The sequence below is a fragment of the Ammoniphilus resinae genome (genome assembly GCF_017873965.1).
Lineage (GTDB): Bacteria > Bacillota > Bacilli > Aneurinibacillales > RAOX-1 > Ammoniphilus_A > Ammoniphilus_A resinae.
The window spans coordinates 38,083-58,897 of the sequence record NZ_JAGGKT010000002.1; the positions used below are offsets into that span (position 1 = coordinate 38,083).

General features: G+C 42.1%; 21 protein-coding genes. 17 read left to right on the forward strand and 4 right to left on the reverse strand.

Annotated features, from left to right (window positions below; translation table 11 throughout):
- Window positions 1-58 precede the first annotated feature (58 nt).
- A complete protein-coding gene (locus J2Z37_RS04150) occupies window positions 59-952 on the reverse strand; it encodes a DMT family transporter (RefSeq protein ID WP_209808970.1) in 894 nt (297 codons plus the stop codon).
- Between the two features lie 173 nt (window positions 953-1,125).
- On the opposite strand from J2Z37_RS04150, the gene kynU reads away from it, so the two are divergent.
- The 3 genes from kynU to kynB are packed head-to-tail and all read left to right on the forward strand — an operon-like array spanning window position 1,126 to window position 3,945.
- A complete protein-coding gene (kynU, locus tag J2Z37_RS04155) occupies window positions 1,126-2,409 on the forward strand; it encodes a kynureninase (RefSeq protein WP_209808971.1) in 1,284 nt (427 codons plus the stop codon).
- 20 nt (window positions 2,410-2,429) lie between these two features.
- Window positions 2,430-3,275 carry a tryptophan 2,3-dioxygenase gene (kynA, locus tag J2Z37_RS04160; protein WP_209808972.1) on the forward strand — a complete coding sequence of 282 codons (846 nt, stop codon included), beginning with the start codon at window positions 2,430-2,432 and terminating at the stop codon, window positions 3,273-3,275.
- Between the two features lie 28 nt (window positions 3,276-3,303).
- Window positions 3,304-3,945 (forward strand): arylformamidase, encoded by a 642-nt coding sequence (gene kynB, locus J2Z37_RS04165; RefSeq protein WP_209808973.1) that lies wholly within the window; start codon window positions 3,304-3,306, stop codon window positions 3,943-3,945.
- A gap of 101 nt (window positions 3,946-4,046) precedes the next feature.
- On the opposite strand, the gene J2Z37_RS04170 is transcribed toward kynB, so the two are convergent.
- On the reverse strand, window positions 4,047-5,417 hold the full coding sequence (locus tag J2Z37_RS04170) for an aldehyde dehydrogenase (protein ID WP_209808974.1): 1,371 nt from the start codon (window positions 5,415-5,417) through the stop codon (window positions 4,047-4,049).
- A 481-nt stretch (window positions 5,418-5,898) separates the two neighbouring features.
- Window positions 5,899-6,951 carry a YeiH family protein gene (locus J2Z37_RS04175; RefSeq protein WP_209808975.1) on the reverse strand — a complete coding sequence of 351 codons (1,053 nt, stop codon included), beginning with the start codon at window positions 6,949-6,951 and terminating at the stop codon, window positions 5,899-5,901.
- A gap of 184 nt (window positions 6,952-7,135) precedes the next feature.
- Here J2Z37_RS04175 and J2Z37_RS04180 point away from each other — a divergent pair, with 184 nt between their 5' ends.
- The 5 genes from J2Z37_RS04180 to J2Z37_RS04195 all read left to right on the forward strand — a co-directional run bounded on the left by J2Z37_RS04180 (window position 7,136) and on the right by J2Z37_RS04195 (window position 11,182).
- Complete coding sequence (locus tag J2Z37_RS04180) at window positions 7,136-8,515, forward strand: FAD-dependent oxidoreductase (RefSeq protein ID WP_209808976.1); 1,380 nt, start codon at window positions 7,136-7,138, stop codon at window positions 8,513-8,515.
- 14 nt (window positions 8,516-8,529) lie between these two features.
- Window positions 8,530-9,210, forward strand: a complete 681-nt coding sequence (locus J2Z37_RS04185) for a GntR family transcriptional regulator (protein ID WP_209808977.1) — start codon at window positions 8,530-8,532, stop codon at window positions 9,208-9,210.
- A gap of 82 nt (window positions 9,211-9,292) precedes the next feature.
- On the forward strand, window positions 9,293-10,033 hold the full coding sequence (locus tag J2Z37_RS04190; protein ID WP_280922154.1) for a dienelactone hydrolase family protein: 741 nt from the start codon (window positions 9,293-9,295) through the stop codon (window positions 10,031-10,033).
- Entirely contained in the window at window positions 9,948-10,124 is a 177-nt protein-coding gene (locus J2Z37_RS25710) for a dienelactone hydrolase family protein (RefSeq protein WP_280922168.1), read from the forward strand. The genes J2Z37_RS04190 and J2Z37_RS25710 overlap by 86 nt, the downstream gene beginning before the upstream one ends.
- The gene (locus J2Z37_RS04195; protein ID WP_209808978.1) at window positions 10,121-11,182 is read left to right on the forward strand and encodes a Gfo/Idh/MocA family protein; all 1,062 of its coding nucleotides are present in this window, start codon (window positions 10,121-10,123) and stop codon (window positions 11,180-11,182) included. Before J2Z37_RS25710 ends, J2Z37_RS04195 begins: the two co-directional genes overlap by 4 nt.
- A gap of 423 nt (window positions 11,183-11,605) precedes the next feature.
- Here J2Z37_RS04195 and J2Z37_RS04200 read toward each other — a convergent pair whose 3' ends face one another.
- On the reverse strand, window positions 11,606-12,424 hold the full coding sequence (locus tag J2Z37_RS04200) for a hypothetical protein (RefSeq protein ID WP_209808979.1): 819 nt from the start codon (window positions 12,422-12,424) through the stop codon (window positions 11,606-11,608).
- 646 nt (window positions 12,425-13,070) lie between these two features.
- Between J2Z37_RS04200 and J2Z37_RS04205 the strand changes: the two genes are divergently transcribed.
- From J2Z37_RS04205 to J2Z37_RS04245, 9 genes are all read left to right on the forward strand, one after another.
- Window positions 13,071-13,988, forward strand: coding sequence for a LysR family transcriptional regulator (locus J2Z37_RS04205; RefSeq protein ID WP_209808980.1), 918 nt, complete (start codon window positions 13,071-13,073; stop codon window positions 13,986-13,988).
- A 111-nt stretch (window positions 13,989-14,099) separates the two neighbouring features.
- A complete protein-coding gene (locus J2Z37_RS04210; protein WP_209808981.1) occupies window positions 14,100-15,203 on the forward strand; it encodes a 5-methyltetrahydropteroyltriglutamate--homocysteine S-methyltransferase in 1,104 nt (367 codons plus the stop codon).
- Window positions 15,204-15,534: 331 nt separating this feature from the next.
- Entirely contained in the window at window positions 15,535-16,482 is a 948-nt protein-coding gene (trxB, locus tag J2Z37_RS04215) for a thioredoxin-disulfide reductase (protein WP_209808982.1), read from the forward strand.
- A gap of 32 nt (window positions 16,483-16,514) precedes the next feature.
- Window positions 16,515-16,907: a DUF302 domain-containing protein gene (locus J2Z37_RS04220; protein ID WP_209808983.1), complete on the forward strand. Its 393-nt coding sequence runs from the start codon at window positions 16,515-16,517 to the stop codon at window positions 16,905-16,907.
- Window positions 16,908-16,921: 14 nt separating this feature from the next.
- A complete protein-coding gene (locus J2Z37_RS04225; RefSeq protein WP_209808984.1) occupies window positions 16,922-17,491 on the forward strand; it encodes a class I SAM-dependent methyltransferase in 570 nt (189 codons plus the stop codon).
- 344 nt (window positions 17,492-17,835) lie between these two features.
- Entirely contained in the window at window positions 17,836-18,504 is a 669-nt protein-coding gene (locus tag J2Z37_RS04230; RefSeq protein ID WP_209808985.1) for a hypothetical protein, read from the forward strand.
- A gap of 43 nt (window positions 18,505-18,547) precedes the next feature.
- On the forward strand, window positions 18,548-19,264 hold the full coding sequence (locus J2Z37_RS04235) for a cytochrome c biogenesis CcdA family protein (protein ID WP_209808986.1): 717 nt from the start codon (window positions 18,548-18,550) through the stop codon (window positions 19,262-19,264).
- Window positions 19,265-19,344: 80 nt separating this feature from the next.
- Window positions 19,345-19,917 (forward strand): peroxiredoxin family protein, encoded by a 573-nt coding sequence (locus J2Z37_RS04240; protein ID WP_209808987.1) that lies wholly within the window; start codon window positions 19,345-19,347, stop codon window positions 19,915-19,917.
- Between the two features lie 311 nt (window positions 19,918-20,228).
- The gene (locus J2Z37_RS04245) at window positions 20,229-20,798 is read left to right on the forward strand and encodes a sulfurtransferase TusA family protein (RefSeq protein ID WP_209808988.1); all 570 of its coding nucleotides are present in this window, start codon (window positions 20,229-20,231) and stop codon (window positions 20,796-20,798) included.
- Window positions 20,799-20,815 lie beyond the last annotated feature (17 nt).

The following is a 20,815-nucleotide window of genomic DNA, read 5'->3' on the forward strand; positions in this document are numbered from 1 at the left end:
AAAAAGAAAGAACCCAACGACGACTATCGAAGGGTTCTTCTTTCATTTAATACTAATGTTATGCACTTTGATATTCGGTGGACTCGTTTTCGCGAATGGGTACTGGTTTCTTGTTGACTAAGTAGATACTTGCCACGATCAAGACAATGCCTAATAATAAATAGATCGTGAAGGGTTCGCCCAAAATGAGGGTTCCAATCATGACCGCAAGCAACGGCACTGAAAAGGTATAAGTGGCCACAACACTTGGATCTCCTGTTTTAACCAACCACACGTAGAGGATCCAAGAGATCGTGATCCCAAATATCGAACCGAAGGCAAGTCCAAATAAATAGGTGCCATTCCAGGTAATGCTTGTCCAACTCTCAGTGAATAAGCTCGCTCCGGATAGGAAAATTCCTCCAATCAAACATTGAAGGGCAACCATCCATAAGGAATCCACTTGATTTGCGTTCTTCTTCACGTAAATGGTTCCCAGCGCCCAGGATAAGGCGGATAATAGTCCGAGTATCACACCGAAGACGGAAATGTTACCGGAGAATCCTTCTGCACTTACCGAGATCACCCCAATAAAACCAAGGATTAGACCAACCACTTTGCTTATGGTCATGATTTCACCAATCCATAACCAGGAAAAGAATCCCACTAAAATCGGCTGAAAATAAACGATAACGGAAAAAAGTCCAGATGGTACGAGATTTAACCCTGCAGTCTGAAAACCAAAAAATAAAGCCATATTTAATATGCCGGCATTCAGATAGATGATCCAGTTTTTTCGCCATTTAATCCGGTTTCGAGTCTTCCAAATAAACAGCGTTAGAAATACCCCGCCAATTAAACAACGCATGGCTGAAAAAAGGAGGGGAGGAGTATAGTTTAAGGTGACTTTGTAAATGGACCAGGATAAACTCCAAATTAAGATGAGTGCAGCCATTCTCAAAAACCATTTCATGCCTGACAAGACCCTTCTTTCTTTAAAATAGTAACTTGATTAGGATACTCCCATTCATCCCATCGGTCAATAATCAAATGTTTACTTAGCAGGATCTATACCATCAGATGTATGGGGTGGTGTCCAAGGGCATATCTTCTATTGAGATGCTAAAATAGAAAAGGGGGCTTAGGATGTCAGGTTCGGTTCAGTGGACGAAGGATTATGCGGAGGATCTTGATGGGCGCGACCCGCTTCGTCGATACCGCATGGAGTTTTATCTTCGGCCGAATACTATTTATCTGGATGGAAATTCGTTAGGCCTCTTATCTAAGCGAGCGGAAAAGTCCTTGCTGGCGTGCCTGGAGGACTGGAAAGAATGGGGGATTGACGGGTGGACTCATGGGCGCCATCCTTGGTTCTATCTATCGGAGCAATTAGGAGAAAAGCTAGCACTCTTTATTGGTGCTGAGCCACAGGAAGTGATTCTAACAGGCTCTACAACGGTCAATTTACACCAGTTAGTTTCCACCTTTTATAAGCCCGAGGGAAAACGCACCAAAATTTTAGCAGATGCCCTTACCTTTCCCTCCGATATCTACGCTTTACAGAGCCAATTATCCCTTCGCGGGCTTTCGCTAGAGGAACACTTGATGCAAGTCCAAAGCAGGGATGGGAGGATGTTAGCGGAGGATGATCTCGTTGCAGCGATGAGTGAGGAGGTCGCCCTTATTATTTTGCCAACCGTTCTTTACCGCAGCGGGCAATTGCTCGATATAGAAAAACTGACAACAGAGGCGCATAAAAGGGGGATCCTCATCGGGTTCGACGCATGTCATTCCGTAGGCGCGGTTGCACATGAATTTAGTAAATGGAATGTTGACTTTGCTTTCTGGTGCAACTATAAATATTTAAACGGGGGCCCCGGCTGTGTAGCTGGGTTGTATGTCAATCGAAAACACCTGGGGAATCGCCCCGGTCTCGCCGGTTGGTTTGGATCAAAAAAGGAGAAGCAATTCGACATGGAGTTCTTGTTCCATCCAGCGGATTCTGCAGGGGCCTACCAAATCGGAACACCCCATATCTTAAGTTTGGCTCCCTTGATTGGCTCCCTCGACATGTTTATGGAGGCTGGAATTGAGAATATCCGCAAAAAATCCTTGCAATTAACCCAGTACTTGATGGATTTGATCCATCATGAATTGGGAGAGTACAGCTTTACGATCGGGAATCCGCTGGAAGACCATTGCCGGGGAGGTCATGTCTGTCTAGAGCATGATGAAGCTGTTCGGATAACGAAAGCATTAAAAGTTAACCGTGTCATTCCGGATTTTCGTTCCCCCAATATAATCCGTCTTGCTCCTGTAGCGCTATATAACTCCTATTCGGACATTTGGCAGGTCGTGCAGATTTTGAAAACGATTATGGTGGAAAAGCAGTATGAGAAGTTTTCCAAAGATCGCGATGTCGTAGCCTAACGAAAAGGGGGAAAGGGAAGATGAATGATAGCAATCGGAACTCCCCGGATCAAGAGAATCGAATACATACCAATTTTGAAAAGGAAATGTCGTACGGGGATTATCTGCAGCTGCAGGCGATCTTATCCAGTCAAACGAGGGTCTCTAACCATCATGATGAAATGCTATTTATTATTATCCATCAAGTCAGTGAATTATGGATGAAACTGATTCTCCACGAGCTTCAAGCGGCAATGGACAGCATTCGTCAGAATGACTTGGAGCCGGCATTCAAAATGTTGTCTAGAGTCAGTAGAATCCAGCAGCAATTAATCCAGTCTTGGGATGTGTTATCTACGCTTACTCCGGCTGAATATGTTCAATTCCGAGATAAATTGGGGCATTCCTCCGGATTTCAATCCTATCAAAACCGATTAATTGAATTTGCGATGGGCGCTAAAAATGCAGACGTTCTCTCTGTTTACAAACATAAACCTGAGCTTTCTCAAAAACTGAAGCAGGCATTAAACGAACCGAGTATCTATGATCTAGCCATTCAGGCGATGGCGAAACGTGGGCTGGCCATCGATCAGCCATCGCTGCAGCGCGATTGGTCGGAGAATTATCAGCCCCAGAAAAGTGTTGAGGCAGCATGGCTTGAGGTTTATCGGGATGTGAATCAGTACTGGGATTTATATGAGTTGGCGGAAAAACTAGTAGATATTGCTAGTAACCACCAACAATGGCGTTTTAACCACATGAATACAGTGGAACGGATTATCGGCCACAAACCGGGAACGGGCGGCTCATCAGGGGTTCCTTATTTAAAGCGAGTATTGGATCAGCGATTTTTCCCTGAGTTATGGAGTTTACGAACGCAATTATGATTAAAATAAAAAGAGAGGGGGATTTCCATTGAAAAAAATCATTGATATTTCACAGCCGCTTGATCATAGAACGGTGGTTTGGCCGGGGGATACCCCTTTTTCATACGATTTAACCTGGACGACCCAAGATAGTGGTTCGGTGAATGTTGGACAAATCCAAATGAGTACCCATACGGGAACCCATATTGATGCACCTTTTCACTTTAATGACGAAGGCCAAAGGGTTATCCAACTTGATTTAGATGTCTATGTAGGGGACGCGCTTGTCATCCATCTGCCCAAAACGAATAGCATCGGTCCCAAAGAGTTGGACGGAATTGACTTACAGGGCATTACTCGACTGTTAATTCGTACGGACGCATGGACAGATCGAAGGGTTTTCCCCAGTGAAATCCCTTTCTTGGAACCACAACTTGCTGGTTACTTGGCGGATAGGGGGATCCGTTTAGTTGGAGTAGACCTTCCATCTGTTGACCCGTTGGACAGCAAGGAATTATCGGCACATCACCAATTATCTGCTTATGGCATTGCCATTTTAGAGGGGATCGTCCTTGAGCACGTACAGCCTGGAGCCTATGAGCTCATTGCCCTCCCATTGGCTTTGGCAGAGGCGGATGGCAGTCCAGTGAGAGCTGTGTTAAGAACCATTCGAGATGAAAAGGGTGGATGATTATAAATCTATCCACCCTGCAATTCTTTTAACTTATAAAAGTTCCCCTCCAAAAAATCCCTCCACGAGTGATAGTCAATGGGCAAGCAAAAGAACCGGCTTTACTTGAGAAACCGTTTGATGTGCTGCAAAGCATTTTTTTTATGGGGATATCGGAAAGGCAGATCAAATGCTGTCGTTTGTTTAAGAATGCTCTTCACATGAGAAAACACATCAAAACTTCCTTTTCCGTGATAAGCCCCCATCCCGCTTTCTCCCACGCCACCAAAGGGAAGATAAGGGGAGCTGAGGTGGAAAATCGTATCGTTAATACATCCTCCACCAAAAGAGACCTGCTGGATAATGGTATCTTGGAATGCTTGGTTTTCAGAAAAAATGTAAAGGGCCAAGGGCTTCGGGTGTTTGTTGATCTCCTCTATGACCAGGTGGTCGTGATCGTAGGTCAATACAGGGAGTATTGGACCGAAAATTTCTTCCTGCATCACACTGTCTTCCCATGTGACGTTGTTTAAAATCGTTGGTTCGACGATTAGAGATTGCCGGTCATGTTTTCCACCATAAGCGACGATCCCATCCGCTAGAAATTTCACTAACCGCTGAAAGTGTCGCTCACTCACGATTTTTGTGAAAGTGCCGCTTTCCAATACATGATCTGTATAGAGTTCTTTTATCGCTTCCGTTAATAAATGAAGAAACTTATCCATAACCGTATGATGAACATATAAATAATCAGGTGCAACGCAAGTTTGTCCTGCATTGAGAAACTTTCCCCAAGCGATGCGTTTGGCTGCTAGTTTTAAGTTGGCATCATGGTGGATAATGCAAGGACTTTTCCCGCCCAGTTCAAGGGTAACAGGAGTCAGGTGTTTGGCCGCTGCTTCCATGATCTTTTTCCCGACGGACACGCTGCCTGTAAAAAAGAGATAGTCCCATTTTTCCTCCAAGAGTGCTTGGCTGGTTTCCCCTTCACCTTGAACAACCGTGATATATTCTTCCGGAAAAGTTTTCGCAATCAGTTCTGCCAGCAGTTGCGAGGTTTCGGGAGTGAACTCGGAAGGCTTTAGCACTGCACAATTGCCCGCAGCAATCGCTCCAATCAACGGCGCGATCGATAGCTGAAAGGGGTAGTTCCAGGGGGAGATAATCAGAGCCACTCCATAGGGCTCAGGGTAAATATAGCTTTTGGATCCGATTAAAAAGATTGTCGATTTGACCTTCCTTGGTTTGGCCCATTTTTTGATATGCTTTCGCATAAAACGGATTTCCTCTAATAGTGACCCGATCTCTGTCATGTATGATTCAAACTCGCTTTTGTTTAAATCTTTTTTCAGCGCAGCCGTCAGTTCTTTTTCGTGTGATCTGATCATTTGGTCCAGAGAGTGGAGTGCCTTGATGCGGAAGAAAACTTCTTTGGTTTTCCCCTGCAGAAAGAAACGGCGCTGTTTTGCTATGATCTCGTTGAAATTTTGCACGAGTACCTCCGTGAGCTGTTTTATATATTATTATTTTCAAAATAGAGTCAAGCAGACTAAGAACAACATTTTATGAGTAATTATATCCTATTTAAGGTGATTTTTTAATTAGTTGATTAACTAACTCCGCGGACTTAGTAACTATGCAACTGACACGTTAAAACTTGCAGCTTTTCCGCTTTCATGACGAAACCGGTCGTGTCTTGCGCTTGCCTAGGAAATAAGTTAAATATTTCTCCTTCAAGAACTGTTGAGCTTTTTTAATAATAAACCATTTTGTGATGGGTCTCACAGAAGTGGCGAGTTTGAAAGCAGTCCGAGGGCTTCAGAGGGAGCTAATTGTGAGGAAGGTAAAAGAGGTGATCCTAAGAGGTCAACTTCGGAGCCTTAAGATCACCTTTTTCTTCGATCCTTTGGATAAGCAAAACAATAGCAGGAAAATGTTAAGAGAACTTTTTTCACCTATTTATTAGCTAGTAATCTATACCACTAGATAAATAAGAGAAATACTGATGACCCCTACGATAATCGAAGCAAGAAGCCCGCAATAGATGGGGCGCATTCCAATGACTTTCATTTTTTTGAAGTCTGCACCCAGGCCAACCCCAGCCATGGCCATCAAAATCATAAATTTGGAGATGGAAGTGAGAAACGTAACGACTTGTTCTGAAAAAAAGCCTAGCGTATTTAATACAGCCATTGCTAGAAAGCCGAGAATAAAGAAGGGGAAGATCTTTACCAGATTTACTTTTCCACCCTTTGACTCTGCTTCTTTTTTATTTTTCATGCTGTACATTACGCCGATCAATACTGCTAATGGAATAAGAAATAATGTTCTAGTCAATTTGACAACAGTGGCAATTCCACCGGCCTCATCACTGTATGCATACCCCGCTGCCACAACAGAGGAGGTATCCTGAATGGCTGTACCTGCCCATATTCCAAATGCTTCATTGCTCATGCCAAAGGCTAGTCCCAACAAAGGATAAGCAATAACAGCGATAACATTAAAGATAAAGATCGTAGTAATGGCAAAGGCTGTCTCTTCATCCTTTGAATCCATAATAGGAGAGACTGTCGCAATGGCCGTCGCTCCACAAATTGCAGTACCCACCCCTAGGAGCAAGGGAAGTTTCCCGCTTAGCCCGAGCATGCGCCCGATGTAATGTGTCAGGATAATTCCCAAGGTTACAACAACCACTATAACGAGCATGGAATCTTTGCCGATTTGCACAACTTGTAAAAGACTTAGACTGCTTCCTAATAAGATGATGGCATATTTTAGCCCTTTCTTTAGCGCGTAAGAAATTCCTGGTTCAAATTGTACGGGAATCGAAAGGTAATTTTTGATCAATACACCGAGAGCGATGGCTATGACAGTAGATCCAATGAGTGGTAATTCTTTCCCCATCGAATTGGCAATATAGGCAATTAAGATGACAAAAATAATACCGGGTAAATTTTTCCCGAGCTTTGTGTTGCCTAGTTGAAAAGGTGTAGGCTTCGTCAAATTTGAGCTCGAGGCTTGATTCATGTTATTCACTCCTTGTGTCCTATTCTTTTCTAACTGTCTTCATATATATTTTCAGAATAGCTTACATTTCAGTTAGGGTAAAGCTAGATTTTATTTTTCGGAAAAGTATTCATAATACTCACAACCAAAAATACCATACATGTATACAGGTATATTTTCCAATGGATTAAAGGAGGGTGTGGGAATGAAAAGTATGAATTGTGATGTCCTCGTTATTGGTGGGGGTGTGACTGGGATTGCGGCTGCCACGGCAGCAGCGCGGAATGGGGCGAAAACGATTTTACTTGAATCAAAGCCGTTCGTGGGTGGAAATGCGACGACGGGTCTTTGTTTGCACAATTTTATCACTCGTTATGGTCGTCAGGTGGTCTTTGGATTGGCGCAGGAAATGGTGGATCGTTTAATTGAAATGGGAGGGGCTGTTGGCCATATTCCTTATGGAAGTTTTGTTCATTCGGTCACGCCGGTTGATGGGGAGTTGTTCAAAACGCTTTCTACCGAGATGCTGAATGAAGCTGGAGTCACCACTATACTCGGGGTGAATGTGATTGGAGCGGATGTAGATGCGGGAGGAGAAAATATAACAGGTGTTCAGGTCGCTTTAAAAGGAGGCATCCGAACCATTACAGCCAAAACCTATATCGATGCCAGTGGAGATGCCGATGTGGCCGTTTCTGCAGGCGCAAGCTATATAAAGGGGGACCGGAAAACGGGAAAGATGCAGCCCGTATCCATGATCTTGCGTTGCTTTGGCACAAATAATCAGGAGATTGTCGATGCGATCGCGGTCACCAAACCTGCCATGGCGAAGCGGGCTGATTATCCGAATCCAATTCCTGTTTATTTCAATGGTTCGTTTAGTAAATGGAATGATATTGTGCTAAAAAATAAGATCTTCCCCAATAAAGATCATAAGGTGTTTTTTAACACGGTTTGGCCAAATAACATCAATGTCAATACTTCCGCTGTGGTTGGTATTGATGGGACGGATCCCCTGGCATTATCCCGAGCTGCCGTTGATCTAACCAAGCAAATCTATCGAATCGGTCAATTTTTGAAAGAAAATGTACCTGGCTTTCAAAATGCTTATTTCATGCCTTCGGCGTTTGCTGGTGTGCGGGAAACGAGAAGGATCGAAGGACTTTATGAAATTACCGATGATGATGTGAAACAAGGGAGGAAGTTCGAAGATACCATTGGACAGATTTGTTTCCCTGTTGATATTCATGATCCCGATACGGGGCAAGCGGCGTTTTATCAAATTGGGGCAGATGGAGCCTTCGATATTCCGTTTCGTTCGTTAGTTCCAAAAGGTCTTCACAATATCTTGGTTGCAGGGAGATGTGTCTCAGCCACTTCGTTTGCCCATGGAGCAACCCGTAATATGGCCCCTTGTCTCGTCATGGGACAGAGTGCGGGTGTGGCAGCAGCTATGGCAGCCAATGAAAACCTCTCCATTACGAATTTGGACATTCAAAAGCTACAAAAAAATCTAGAAGAACAGGGTGTCTACTTGGGGAACCGCAGTCAGAACAGTTTGAATCCCCAGACATACACTCCATAAAGGAATGAATAGGCATGGCTATACAAGATGAAATTAGGTTGGAAGCAATTCGTGATTTCCCATCCTATACGCCGTTGAGAGAGGTCGTTTACCAGACTTTAAAGAAAGCAATCTTAAATGGTGAGCTAAAACCGGGGCAAATGTTGAGTGAAAATATGATTGCCAATCAATTATCCATGAGTCGTACTCCGGTTCGTGAAGCGATCAGAAGCCTGGAGAATGAAAATCTAGTCTCTATTGTTTCCGGTCGAAAGGTCATCGTATCCGTCCCTTCACTCCGGGAAATTGCGGATATCTATGACATTCGTTTAATCGTTGAAACCGAAGCCCTTCGCAGAATCACACCAGAGCATGTTGATATTATCCAGAAGTTAGAGAACTGCGTGCACCAGGCGCAAACCCATATCGAAATGAATAATCTACTTGAGCTTCAAAAGATGAACTCGGAGTTTCATCTCACCATCATAATGGCTTTGCAAAATCAAAAAATGATGCAGTTTCTTGACTCGCTTCAAGATACCATTGTTCGCTTTCGTCATTATTCGTTGACAAATCGAAATTGGGCAGAAAAATCGGAAAAGGAGCATAAACAAATTGTCGACTATTTAAAACAGGGAAATCCTGAAGCGGCCGTTCTTGTTTTGCAAAAGCATCTGAAAACAGCCAAAGACGTACTCGGGTCGGTAATTTTCTAAACGATGAATGTTTTCTAGTTCCAGAAAAGAAAAATATGGTAAAATATGGTCGAGTTTAAATCTTATAAATTGAGGTGTGGTTATGCCAGTACAGACGGAATGGAAAACCTTTTCTGGAACGATAGGCACTTGTCGTGTTTACATAGCTTCTATGGAAGCTGTTCAAGAACCGCGGCCGATTGTGATCATTATTCAGGAGATCTGGGGGGTTGAGGAGCATATTGAGGATGTCACTCGGCGGTTTGCTGAAGCTGGGTATGTGGCCATCGCTCCAGATCTCTTTGCCGTTAACGGGGTCCGGCCGGAGGAACTCAATCAAGCCCGCCTTCAAGTAGCAAAGACTTTTCTTCATTCGCTTCCGCATTCAGCCTGGTTTAACCCACAAGAAAGAGAAGCAGCGATCTTAAAAGAGCCTTCCGAACAACAAGACATCCTTCGGGAAACATTAAACGCGTTGTTTGGAATGTTAAGTCCGGCTCAATCATCCCGCTTTATTGATATCCTAACCGACACAGCAACCTATGCTCGTCACTCCCTGGAAGAAACCAAAGGGATGCCCGTGACATCCGTTGGTTTTTGCATGGGTGGGCTGCTTTCAGCTTTATTGGCCACGAAGGACCCTGAGCATGCAGGCTCCATTGTTTTTTACGGACGTCCGCCGCAAAGAGGCATAGAAGATATCCCGTGTGAGATCCCTTGGCTTTTATGGGGAACAAGACCCCAATATTACGAATCTGCTGCCAGATTTTCAAGAGGAAATGAAAAAGCATGGCAAATCGTTAGAGGCTGTAGTCTATCCGAATGCAAACCATGCGTTCTTTAATGATACGAATCCTACATATGATGTGAACGCCTCTCGGGATGCCTTTGCCCGTTCGCTGGCCTTTTTGAACAGGGTTACGAGTCAACGATGAGGAAAAATTGGAAAGTAGGTTTGGTCGGAACCGGCTTCTGGTCGAGCAATCATTTGCAAGCCTGGAGCCGGATTCCAAGTGTGGAGATTACCGCCTTATGTGATCGGATTCCTGAAAAGCTAGTGGATAAAGCGAAGCAATTTGGAATAGTTGAGGATAGACTTTTCACCAGTCTAGAAGAAATGCTGGAGAAAACGGATATTGATATCGTTGACATCGTCACTGGACCTGAAACACATCTCCGTTTAATTACCATCGCGGCAAAGGCTGGGAAGCATATTATGTGCCAAAAGCCCTTTGCCCCTTCATTGTCTGAGGCGAGTGCGATTGTGCGGGTGGTTCGCGAGCATGGTGTCCGCCTCATGGTTACCGAAAATTGGCGTTGGCTGCAACCTTATCAAGCGTTGAAGAATGTGTTGGACAAGGGCGTTATGGGAAAGGTCCGCGCGGTCCGCTTTCATCACAAATCTTTATATACGCCGCGAATGTCCCCAGATGTCGAACTTCCACAGCCTTTTTTCCGAACGATGCCACAGTTGCTTTTTTATGAGATGGGGCCGCACTGGTTTGATACTTGGCGTTTTCTGTTCGGAACACCGAAGAGGTTGTATGCAGAGCTTGGGAGGATCAGTCCGTATATTGTTGGTGAGGACACGGGAGTGGTGATGCTAAGTCACGAAGACTTCTACGGTCATATGGATATGAGTTGGGCGACTGGAGAAGAGGTCGAAGGTCTACTTGCAGAAGAGATCCGCAACGAGTGGGTCGAGCAAATGGTTATTGATGGTGACAGAGGTACAGTGACCTTGCATGGCACTGGAAAGTTCAAGGAAGGAAGGATTACCTTTACTGATTTAACCGGTGTAGAGCAAGTTCTCGTTCCATCTACCCTGGCAGATACGCCTGAGAGCCATTTCCGTCTGCAATCGCATTTTATTCATTGCTTGAACACAGGGGAGCCGTTTCAAACGGACGGGGAACAGAACCTGGTGACTTTAAAAATGGTATTTGCAACCTATCAGAGCGCCGAAGAACACAGACCGGTGGAAATCTATTAGACGGTGGACTTGGGGACAAGCAATTCCTAAAGCAATCGAGTCTGAAGGTTATTCGGACAGGTAGAGGCGGGAAAGATGTTGCGCCTGTCTGAATCCGGGTGTTCACATATAAAGTGCATCCATTCTAGCAGAAATTCCCCCTATACCGGACTTAAATGGGAGGGTACGTTTAAACGATCCACATATTTTAATTAGTTGATTAACTAACTATAAAACAACTCCTACAGGCTTGTAAAAGCCAGCAGGAAATGAGTTGCTGATGACCCTAGAGAAGGGGGGGTTCTATCCAGAAAGTCGGAAAACCAAGCGCAATTTATATGAAAAACTGATGCTTTACGTGCTATTTCTTGATATTTCTCTTCTTTATATGGTGAATTCAGTCATATCTTGCGCTTGCCTAGGAAATAAAAGATTTATTTCCTTCTATGGGTTCCGTAGCAGCTTATAAAGAATGTTTTCTGTTTCTTTTTGCGTGTTCTGTTTGTAAAGCACAAGCATTTGCTGGATGCCTTCATGGTCAGGAGCAAACCGGACTCTTTTTCCATCGATCCCTTTTTCAAACGTTTCAAGAGACTGTTCCAACGTCCGGGCTACATGTGGGGCTAGAAAAGCTTCTAATACATCGATCATTCGGTCACTTCCGCAAAAAGTTGCCTTATTTCCTTTTACATACTGCAATAATCGCTCGATTGCCTCTTTGTTTTCTTGTTGAATCCGACCATTTCGATACAAGATGGATTGATATTGGTCATTCCATGTCATGAATGTTTTTACATCATCCATCGTTACTAGTTTTCTATTTTCTCTTCCTGCGATATCGATCGCTTTTAATTGCTCGAAAATGACTTTTAACTGATCTTGCCCCTCTATGATTGTACGGAGCATCTTCCTCACATCTTGGTATTCGTTTAAATGAAGAAGCTCGGCTGCATTTTCGTTAAGTAAGCGATCCAAATCGAGCATCGGTGTAATATCTTTGTTCATATCACGGACGAGATCTGTCGTGGCACCAGTTGCAATGTTGTTATAGTAATTGAAAGTAGCCACAATTGGTTTTGCCTCCTCGCGAGGAATAACTTCTCCATATTGGTCTATGATTAGAATTCCTGCTGGTTTTCCAAAACGTTTATATAACACATAATGATATTTAACGCCTTCAAATTCTAATTGAAAGGAAAACATCTCGATTCTTTCTAGGAATCTTTGATGATTTGTTGCTTTTTCTTGGATTAGAGGATACATGTTTGATTCTCCTATTCTTTATACTTAACAAAAGATTTATTGAATACTTTTGGTTTATTCGTCACATTTTCAACCGCTGCGAATACCTCTTATAGTTTACTATACATTATTTGGGCATGACTTTTTAGAGAGCCTCAGTCTGAAATAAGTTGAAGCTATGACTCCAATCAAGACCGTATTCACCAGCTGAAAGGGCCAATTGGGTCGTGATACCCTGGATTTATCCCAATAATAACGATATCCTGGCGATTATTTCATAATCTATGTTGAAAGAAAAGGAGAGAGTAACACATGGCAAAACAAAATCTATTTAGTGCAGAAACTCGTCGCGCGATGCTTCGTGGAGTAGATTTGTCTGTTCCCTACAAATGGATTGACTTGCAAATCCTGCGTACACTGTTTCATTCTTGAAAGGGTGTTAGGTTGTGCTTAGTGGGTGCTATTACAGTGTGTAATATTACCATTCACAACTTTTTCGAGCGTCGATTCGCGTACCGAATCGGCTTTTCTTTTTTGTTTTACTGCCACTTTGAGATAGTTGTTTACGATATGGATGAAGTCCTTGTTCTTTTATTCCTAAATATTTTATAATATGACCAATTAACGAATACGTGGCTACCTATAATGTAAAGAAAAGGGACTATAAATGACGTTACAACAGTTGAAATATGTGATTGAAGTAGCAAGAAGTCGTTCGATTAACAAAGCAGCACAGAGGCTTTTTATTAGTCAACCAAGCCTTTCAAACGCACTAAAAGAGCTGGAGGACGAAGTAGGGATTACCATTTTTTTGCGATCCAATAAGGGGATTTTGATTACTCCTGAAGGAACGGAGTTTTTAGGTTACGCAAGGCAGGTAGTTGAACAGGCGGAACTTCTGGAAAATCGTTATACCCATACACGATCACCGCAGCAACATTTCTCTGTATCCACCCAACACTATGCATTTGCAGTTAGTGCCTTTGTACGATTGTTGAAAGGATATGACCGGGAGGAATACGAGTTCACTTTACGAGAAACAAAAACATACGAAATCATTGATGATGTAAAAAATCTACGAAGTGAAATCGGAATTATATATGTGAATGATTTTAACAAAAAGGTGATTGAAAAGTTTTTAAGAGAAGGAAATTTGCTCTTTCATGAGTTGTTTGAGGCAAAGCCCCATGTTTTTATTAGCTCGAAAAATCCGCTTGTAAAACAGGAAATTGTGACCCTAACGGATTTGCTTCCGTATCCATATCTCTCATTTGAACAAGGGGATTTCAATTCTTTTTATTTTTCCGAGGAGATTCTGAGCACGCTTTCCAGACCGAAAAATATTCGGGTGACTGATCGGGCTACTTTATTCAACTTACTGATTGGATTAAATGGCTACACCATTTCAACAGGTGTGATTAGTCATCAATTAAATAGTAAAGACATTGTTGCCGTTCCATTAAAGGTAGAAGAACGAATCAATGTGGGGTATATTACGCACAAAACCGTTACAACCAGTACGTTGGCCAATATTTACATTCAGTATTTAAAAGAAAGCATTGAAGATGAATTATGTCAGTTATAGTTTGAAGCTATAACAAGACATAGAATAGTTATGTTACGTGATAATGATTTCCCTATGCTACACTTTCCTTACATCAAAAGAAGAGTTTTAAAAGAAAGAGGGAGATCATTTATGATACAAACACGAGTGAAAGCTCCATTTCGAGCAGATCATGTGGGAAGTTTATTACGACCAGAGAGAGTCCATAAGGCTAGAAGAGATTTCCAGGAAGGCCATATTTCTGCACAAGAACTACACGGCATTGAAACAGGAGAAATTAAAAAGGTGGTTGACAAGCAAATCGAAGTCGGACTACAGGCTGTGACAGATGGCGAATTTCGTCGTAGATTTTGGCATACAGATTTTCTCGAACATTTAAACGGTGTAGAGGGCTATGTACCAGATCATGGATTTGCATTCAAGGGGGAGGAAACGGAAAGATACGATGTTCGTGTGATCGGGAAAATCTCGTTTAACCCAGATCATCCACATATCCGCGAGTTTATCGAATTTAAAGAAATAGTTGGAGACCGTGCTGTTGCCAAACAGACCATCCCAAGTCCGAACCAATTATTTAACGCGGGGATTCGTAACCTCGAAATTTATCCAGATATTGAAGAATATACGAATGATGTCATTCAAGCATACCGTGATGCCATCCAAGCTTTTTATGATGCTGGCTGCCGTTACTTGCAACTAGATGATGTATACATTGCGGGTCTAAATGCACCGGAAATTCCATTTAATGATAGTGGTTATTCCCGTGAAGAATTAATCGACTTAGCTCTGCGTGTCGTGAATGGAGTATTAGAAGACAAACCAGAAGACCTCATTGTAACCACTCACCTTTGCCGTGGGAACTACCGTTCTAAATGGGCATTTGAAGGCAGTTACGCGAAAATTGCGCCAACATTATTTGCCAAAGAAAAAGTAAACGGATTTTTCTTGGAATATGATGATGATCGTTCTGGAGATTTTGGACCATTGGATTATATACCAAATGGTGACCCACAAGTAGTGTTAGGTGTTTTCACATCGAAACATGGAAAATTAGAAAATAAGGAAACGATTAAAGCACGTGTGGAGGAGGCTTCAAAATACGTACCATTCGAGCAATTATGTATCAGTCCTCAATGCGGATTTGCTTCTACTCATCATGGAAATATTTTAACCGAGGAAGAGCAATGGGCTAAGCTCAAATATATTGTAGATATTTCTAAAGAGATTTGGGGATAGGTTTATCTCGCTATATTACAATAGAGTAACTTGTTTCTCAACGCTACCTTGATTCAATGTTTAAAGAAAATATGACTGGATCCAATTTAATTGGGTTTCGGTCTTTTTTTCTCATAATTTCCATAGCGACGTCCTTCAAAGGTGAAAGACAATCCAGTATTCCTAGGGTGACTATATGCCTGGTAGAAAACTGTAGGTGATTTAAGTTAAACAATTCAATTGACCTAAGATCTTACTCAATGTTAGTATACATATAGAGGTATATGTACAAAATGTTTTGATAAGATGTGCATAATAGAATCAAGGATTGTCATTTGAAGGAGGTAGCAGGATGTATAATTGTATTGTTTTAGGTACGGGACCTTCAGGATTAACCGCTGCGATCTATTTGGCGCGTGCAAATATGAAACCGTTGGTCATTGAAGGGCCGGAGCCTGGCGGACAACTGACCCTAACGACAGAGGTGGAGAATTTCCCTGGATTTCCGGATGGCATCATGGGTCCGGAATTAATGGACAACATGAGAAAACAGGCAGAACGTTTTGGTGCTGAGTTTAAACGAGGTTGGGTAACAAAGGTTGATTTAAACGCTCCTCCTTTTAAACTCTTGGTTGATGGAATAGGAGAACTAGAAACAAAAAGCCTGATTATTTCCACTGGTGCATCTGCTAAACTGCTGAACATTCCAGGGGAGAAGGAAAACATCGGACGGGGAGTAAGTACTTGTGCTACCTGTGACGGTTTTTTCTTCCGCAATAGGAAGGTGATCATCATTGGGGGTGGAGATTCCGCTATGGAAGAGGCGAATTTCCTCACCAAGTTTGCCTCCGAGGTACAGATCGTCCATCGGAGAAATGAACTACGTGCTTCAAAAATTATGCAAGATCGGGCAAGAAATAATCCGAAAATCAAGTGGGGGTTAAATTCAACGCCTCTTGAAGTGGTTGCAGAAAATAACCGAGTAATAGGACTTAAAGTGAGAAATAATGAAACCAATCAAGAGGAAATTTTTGAAACAGATGGGATCTTTGTGGCAATCGGGCATAAACCGAATACTGCCTTTTTAGCTGGGCAAGTAAAAACGGATGATACAGGATATATTGTTGTCGAAGCTGGAACCACTCTAACCAACATTCCAGGAGTATTTGCCTGCGGTGATGTGCAAGACCATCGTTATCGCCAAGCCATCACAGCTGCAGGGTCAGGGTGTATGGCAGCTCTGGATTGTGAAAAATATCTTGAGGGCAACGCTGTTCAGGATTGGAGTCAAACTTTATAACCAAATGTGAAGTAAGAAAGGAGAAGAAAAATATGGATTTCCATTATACCGTAACAACGGATAAATCAATTAATGAGGCGATTCAATCACTAGAACAAAAGTTAAAGGAAAATAAATTTGGTATCCTTTGGCAATTGGATCTGCCTGCAAAATTGCAGGAAAAAGGGGTAACCAGCTATACAAGTCCTTATCATATCCTAGAAGTATGCAACCCAAAAGAAGCAGCAAGAGTACTAAATCAAAATGAACTTGTAGGGTATTTCTTACCTTGCAAAATTACAGTTTATCAAAGCAAGGATGGTCAAACGAAAATCGGACTTCCTAAGCCATCAGCGATGATTAATTTGTTAGATGATCAGGAACTTCAATCGATTGCACAAGAAATTGAAGCGACCCTAATCAATGTTTTAGAACAAAGCAAGTAAAGGGGGGGCTGACGATGAACGAACGCAGGTTTGATCCATCAAAAATGGCCAAATTGGACAATCCGGACAGACGAAAGGCGTTGCCACCAGAGAAGCTTTTGTCCGAATTGAATATTCGGGAAGACCAAACGGTTTTAGATTTAGGAGCCGGGACCGGGTACTTCACCATTCCAGCTGCCAAGCTAACCCAAGGTACCGTCTATGCGTTAGACGTTGAGCCGCAAATGCTTTCTGTACTTAAGGAGCGCGTGGAACAGGAAGGGTTACAAAATGTACATTATGTTAACGGGGTTATTGAAGAGATTCCTTTGGCTGATGAAATCGCAGATTATGTGATCGCGTCCTTTGTTCTTCATGAAGTAGAGCCATTATCCAAAGGACTGCAGGAAATTTATCGGACGCTAAAACCAGGGGGCAAGTGTTTTTGTTTGGAATGGGAGAAGAAACAAATGGAACAGGGACCTCCATTAAATCATCGCATTCATTCTTCTGATATGGAAGAGAGCATGAAGCAACAGGGTTTTAAAGTGATATCCCGTAGTTTTCCTACGGATCAACATTATCTATTGATTGTGGAGAAATAAAATGTGACAACACCATCATCATTAGGATGGTGTTTTTTTATGGGTGGATTCCAAAACGTGCTGGATTTCGGACTGAATAGGGATGATCCCACGGTTTGAGTCCGAATCCACAGGGGAGTCAGTGGGAGGAGATCCTTGGTGGACGAGAATGGAAAGTAACCTAGTGTATCTGTTTAACACGGAATAAATGTATTTAGGGGGATTCCGCAAAGAAAGTCTCCTGCTTTTAATTTACAAGGGGGTAACGTTCCAAACCTGTTAGGGTTTATTTTTTACGTTCTTCATCGTTTCTTAATATACGAAGTGTATTATCTTAATAAGAAATAAAAGGAGGGAGGAAGTTCATGCAAGATGTGATAAGTATGGGTCCTTTTATAGTGAAGTGGAGTTGGGTCATATTAGGCATCTCAGGTTTTGTTGGGTATTTGATAGTAAAAAATCACCTAAAAGGGACGAAGGAAGAATGGGGAAATGAAATACTTGATTCTGTTGGAAACTCGATCTTCCTAAGTTTTGTGATATGGAAACTCAGTCTGATTCTTTTCGAGCCTGTCTCTGTATTGAACAATCCAATGGTATTGCTTTATTTTTCTGGTGGCTATAAAGGATGGATCTTGGCTGTAATCTCCATTTTTATCTATTTATTTATCCAAGCCAAGAAGCACAACATTCCGATTTCTACCTATATGCAAGTCTATGGTTTAGGTTTTTCTTCTGCGACTGCGATTTACCATTTTATTCCCTCTCTCTTGGGAGGAGCTGACCAGCTTTTTCATTTTGGTGAAGTCCTCTTATCTGTCATTTTTACGGGATGGTTTTATAAAAATCATGCTGCAAATCAGGTTTTTCAAGCTGTGATCTGGTTTGGAATTGGACAAATTTTTATGTATTTCTTTATGGATGTACGTGTAGAGGTATTGGCGGGGCTTTCCAAAGAGCAACTTATTTTTTTGGTAGTTTCTTTCATCGGATTTTTGGGCTTATCAAAATGGGTGAACTTTAAAGAAACTTAACAAATGAGGTTTACACTGATTACTAAAGGAGGTTTGTATTCAATTGGAGAACATTACCATCGTTTTTGCCTTTACTGCAGGAATCTTGTCTTTTTTTTCACCCTGTATCTTTCCGTTGATCCCTGCTTATGTGGCAAACTTGACAGGTTCTCATATTCAATCGGAGAAAGTAATCGTTTCTAAATGGCTGCTTATGTCTAGATCACTGTACTTTATTCTCGGGTTTAGTGTCATCTTCATGCTTATGGGGGCTTCTGCAAGTGCACTAGGGCAGCTTTTTTCTCAATATCGAGGTCTCCTTGAGAAGGTGAGTGGTTTCTTAATTATCGTATTTGGATTGCAAATGGCTGGGATTTTAAGTCTGCGATTTCTGATGCTTGAAAAGAGGTTCCAATCGAAAACACCGAGCAATAAAAGCAATTGGAGTTCTTTTGTGCTTGGGCTTGCCTTTGGTACGGGATGGACACCCTGCGTAGGATTGGCCCTATCCTCCATTCTACTGCTCGCAGGTTCAGCAGATACCATGTATAGTGGTCTGTTTATGCTAATGGTCTATTCCCTTGGTTTAGGGATCCCTTTTCTTATTATCTCTTGGTTAATTACTTATTCTCTAACAGTGGTAAGGAAAGTAAATAAATTTTTGCCGAAATTATCTTTAATTAATGGGTGGATTCTCATCTTTATGGGGTTACTCTTATTCACCGGGCAACTACAAAAAATTAGTGCATGGTTAGCTACATTTACACCTTTTGTTTACTAAACTCTAAAAGGCAACTGGTTTGCGAGAATGTGAATGGTTGACGAAGTTCGCAAACCGCTAGAAGAAGGAGGAAAAGACTTATGAAGAAAAATATTATTGCGGTGATCGCTTTGATCGGATTAGTCCTTTGGGGGATTTACGATTCTGGAAAAGACAGCGGTATGATGGATTCCAAACCGATCGAAGCAGAGGAAAAGACTGGGGAAGTGGTCTATGCACCTGTTGGGATTCAGAAAGGAAACTTGGCACCAGATTTTGAACTGAAGACAATGGATGGAGAAACCATGAAGCTTTCTGACTTTCGAGGAAAAAGATTGATTGTCAATCTATGGGCTACTTGGTGTCCACCGTGTCGGGCGGAAATGCCGGATATGCAGAAATTTTATGAGGAAAATAAGAACAAGGGGATTGAGATCCTCGGTGTCAATTTAACAGCTTCAGAACAGCAACCTGAAAATATTGCCAAATTCATCGAAGAGTTCGGCATCACGTTCCCTGTCGTTCTAGATGAAAAAAATAGTGTAGCCGATCATTATCAGGTCGTGTCTATTCCTACGAGCTATATCATTGATTCCAGGGGTGTTATTCAACAGAAATTAGTTGGACCTATGAACAAAGAAATGATGGAAGAGCTTGTGTTTAGTATGGAATAAAGGATAAATGAATGAAATTATAAGTGCGCAGAAGCTTTAACCCACGGGGGAGGGTTTTCTTTTTTTAAAATTTAAAAGGTCGAATGTTGAGAAATGACACAGTTTATGCAAATGGGTTGGTTGATGATCGAATCCAATTATCCTTAGGATGCTCAAGGGTGAAATTAAAATTAAAAGCAGGGTTGCAATATAAATTCTGATATTGTAATATACCTATAGGGGTAATGGTAGTTGAACAAAACGATAATTAAAATTTTAATTATGTGTAAGGAATTAATACTTTTAGCTTCATTTTATGGGAGGAAAAGAAAATGAACATTACCGTAGATAAAGTACTTGACTGCAAAGGTCTTGCTTGTCCAATGCCAATCGTCAAAACCAAAAAAGGGATGGAAGAGCTTCAAGCTGGCCAAGTCATTGAGGTTCTTGCTACAGATAAAGGGTCTGTTGCCGATATTCAAGGGTGGGCGAAGAATACGGGCCATCAATATATTGGCACCATAGAAGAAGGCGAAGTATTCAAGCATTATTTACGAAAAGCGAATGCGGATGAAGTGAAGGAAGAAACAAGATATCCTCACACTGTTTCTCACGAAGAACTGATCGAAAAGATTAATGCGAAAGAAAATATGAAAATTTTGGATGTTCGCGAACCTGCGGAATATGCCTTTGGTCGAATTCCGGGTGCCATCTCAATCCCGATGGGGGAGTTGGAAGAACGGATCAGTGAATTGAATCCGGAGGATGTGATTCATGTGGTATGCAGGTCGGGAAATCGCAGTGACCGGGCTTGCCAGTTACTAGATGAAAAAGGTTTTAAAAGATTGAAAAACATCCTGCCAGGCATGAAAGATTGGTTAGGTCAGATCGAGAAGAACTAATAATTCTAGGGAGGAAA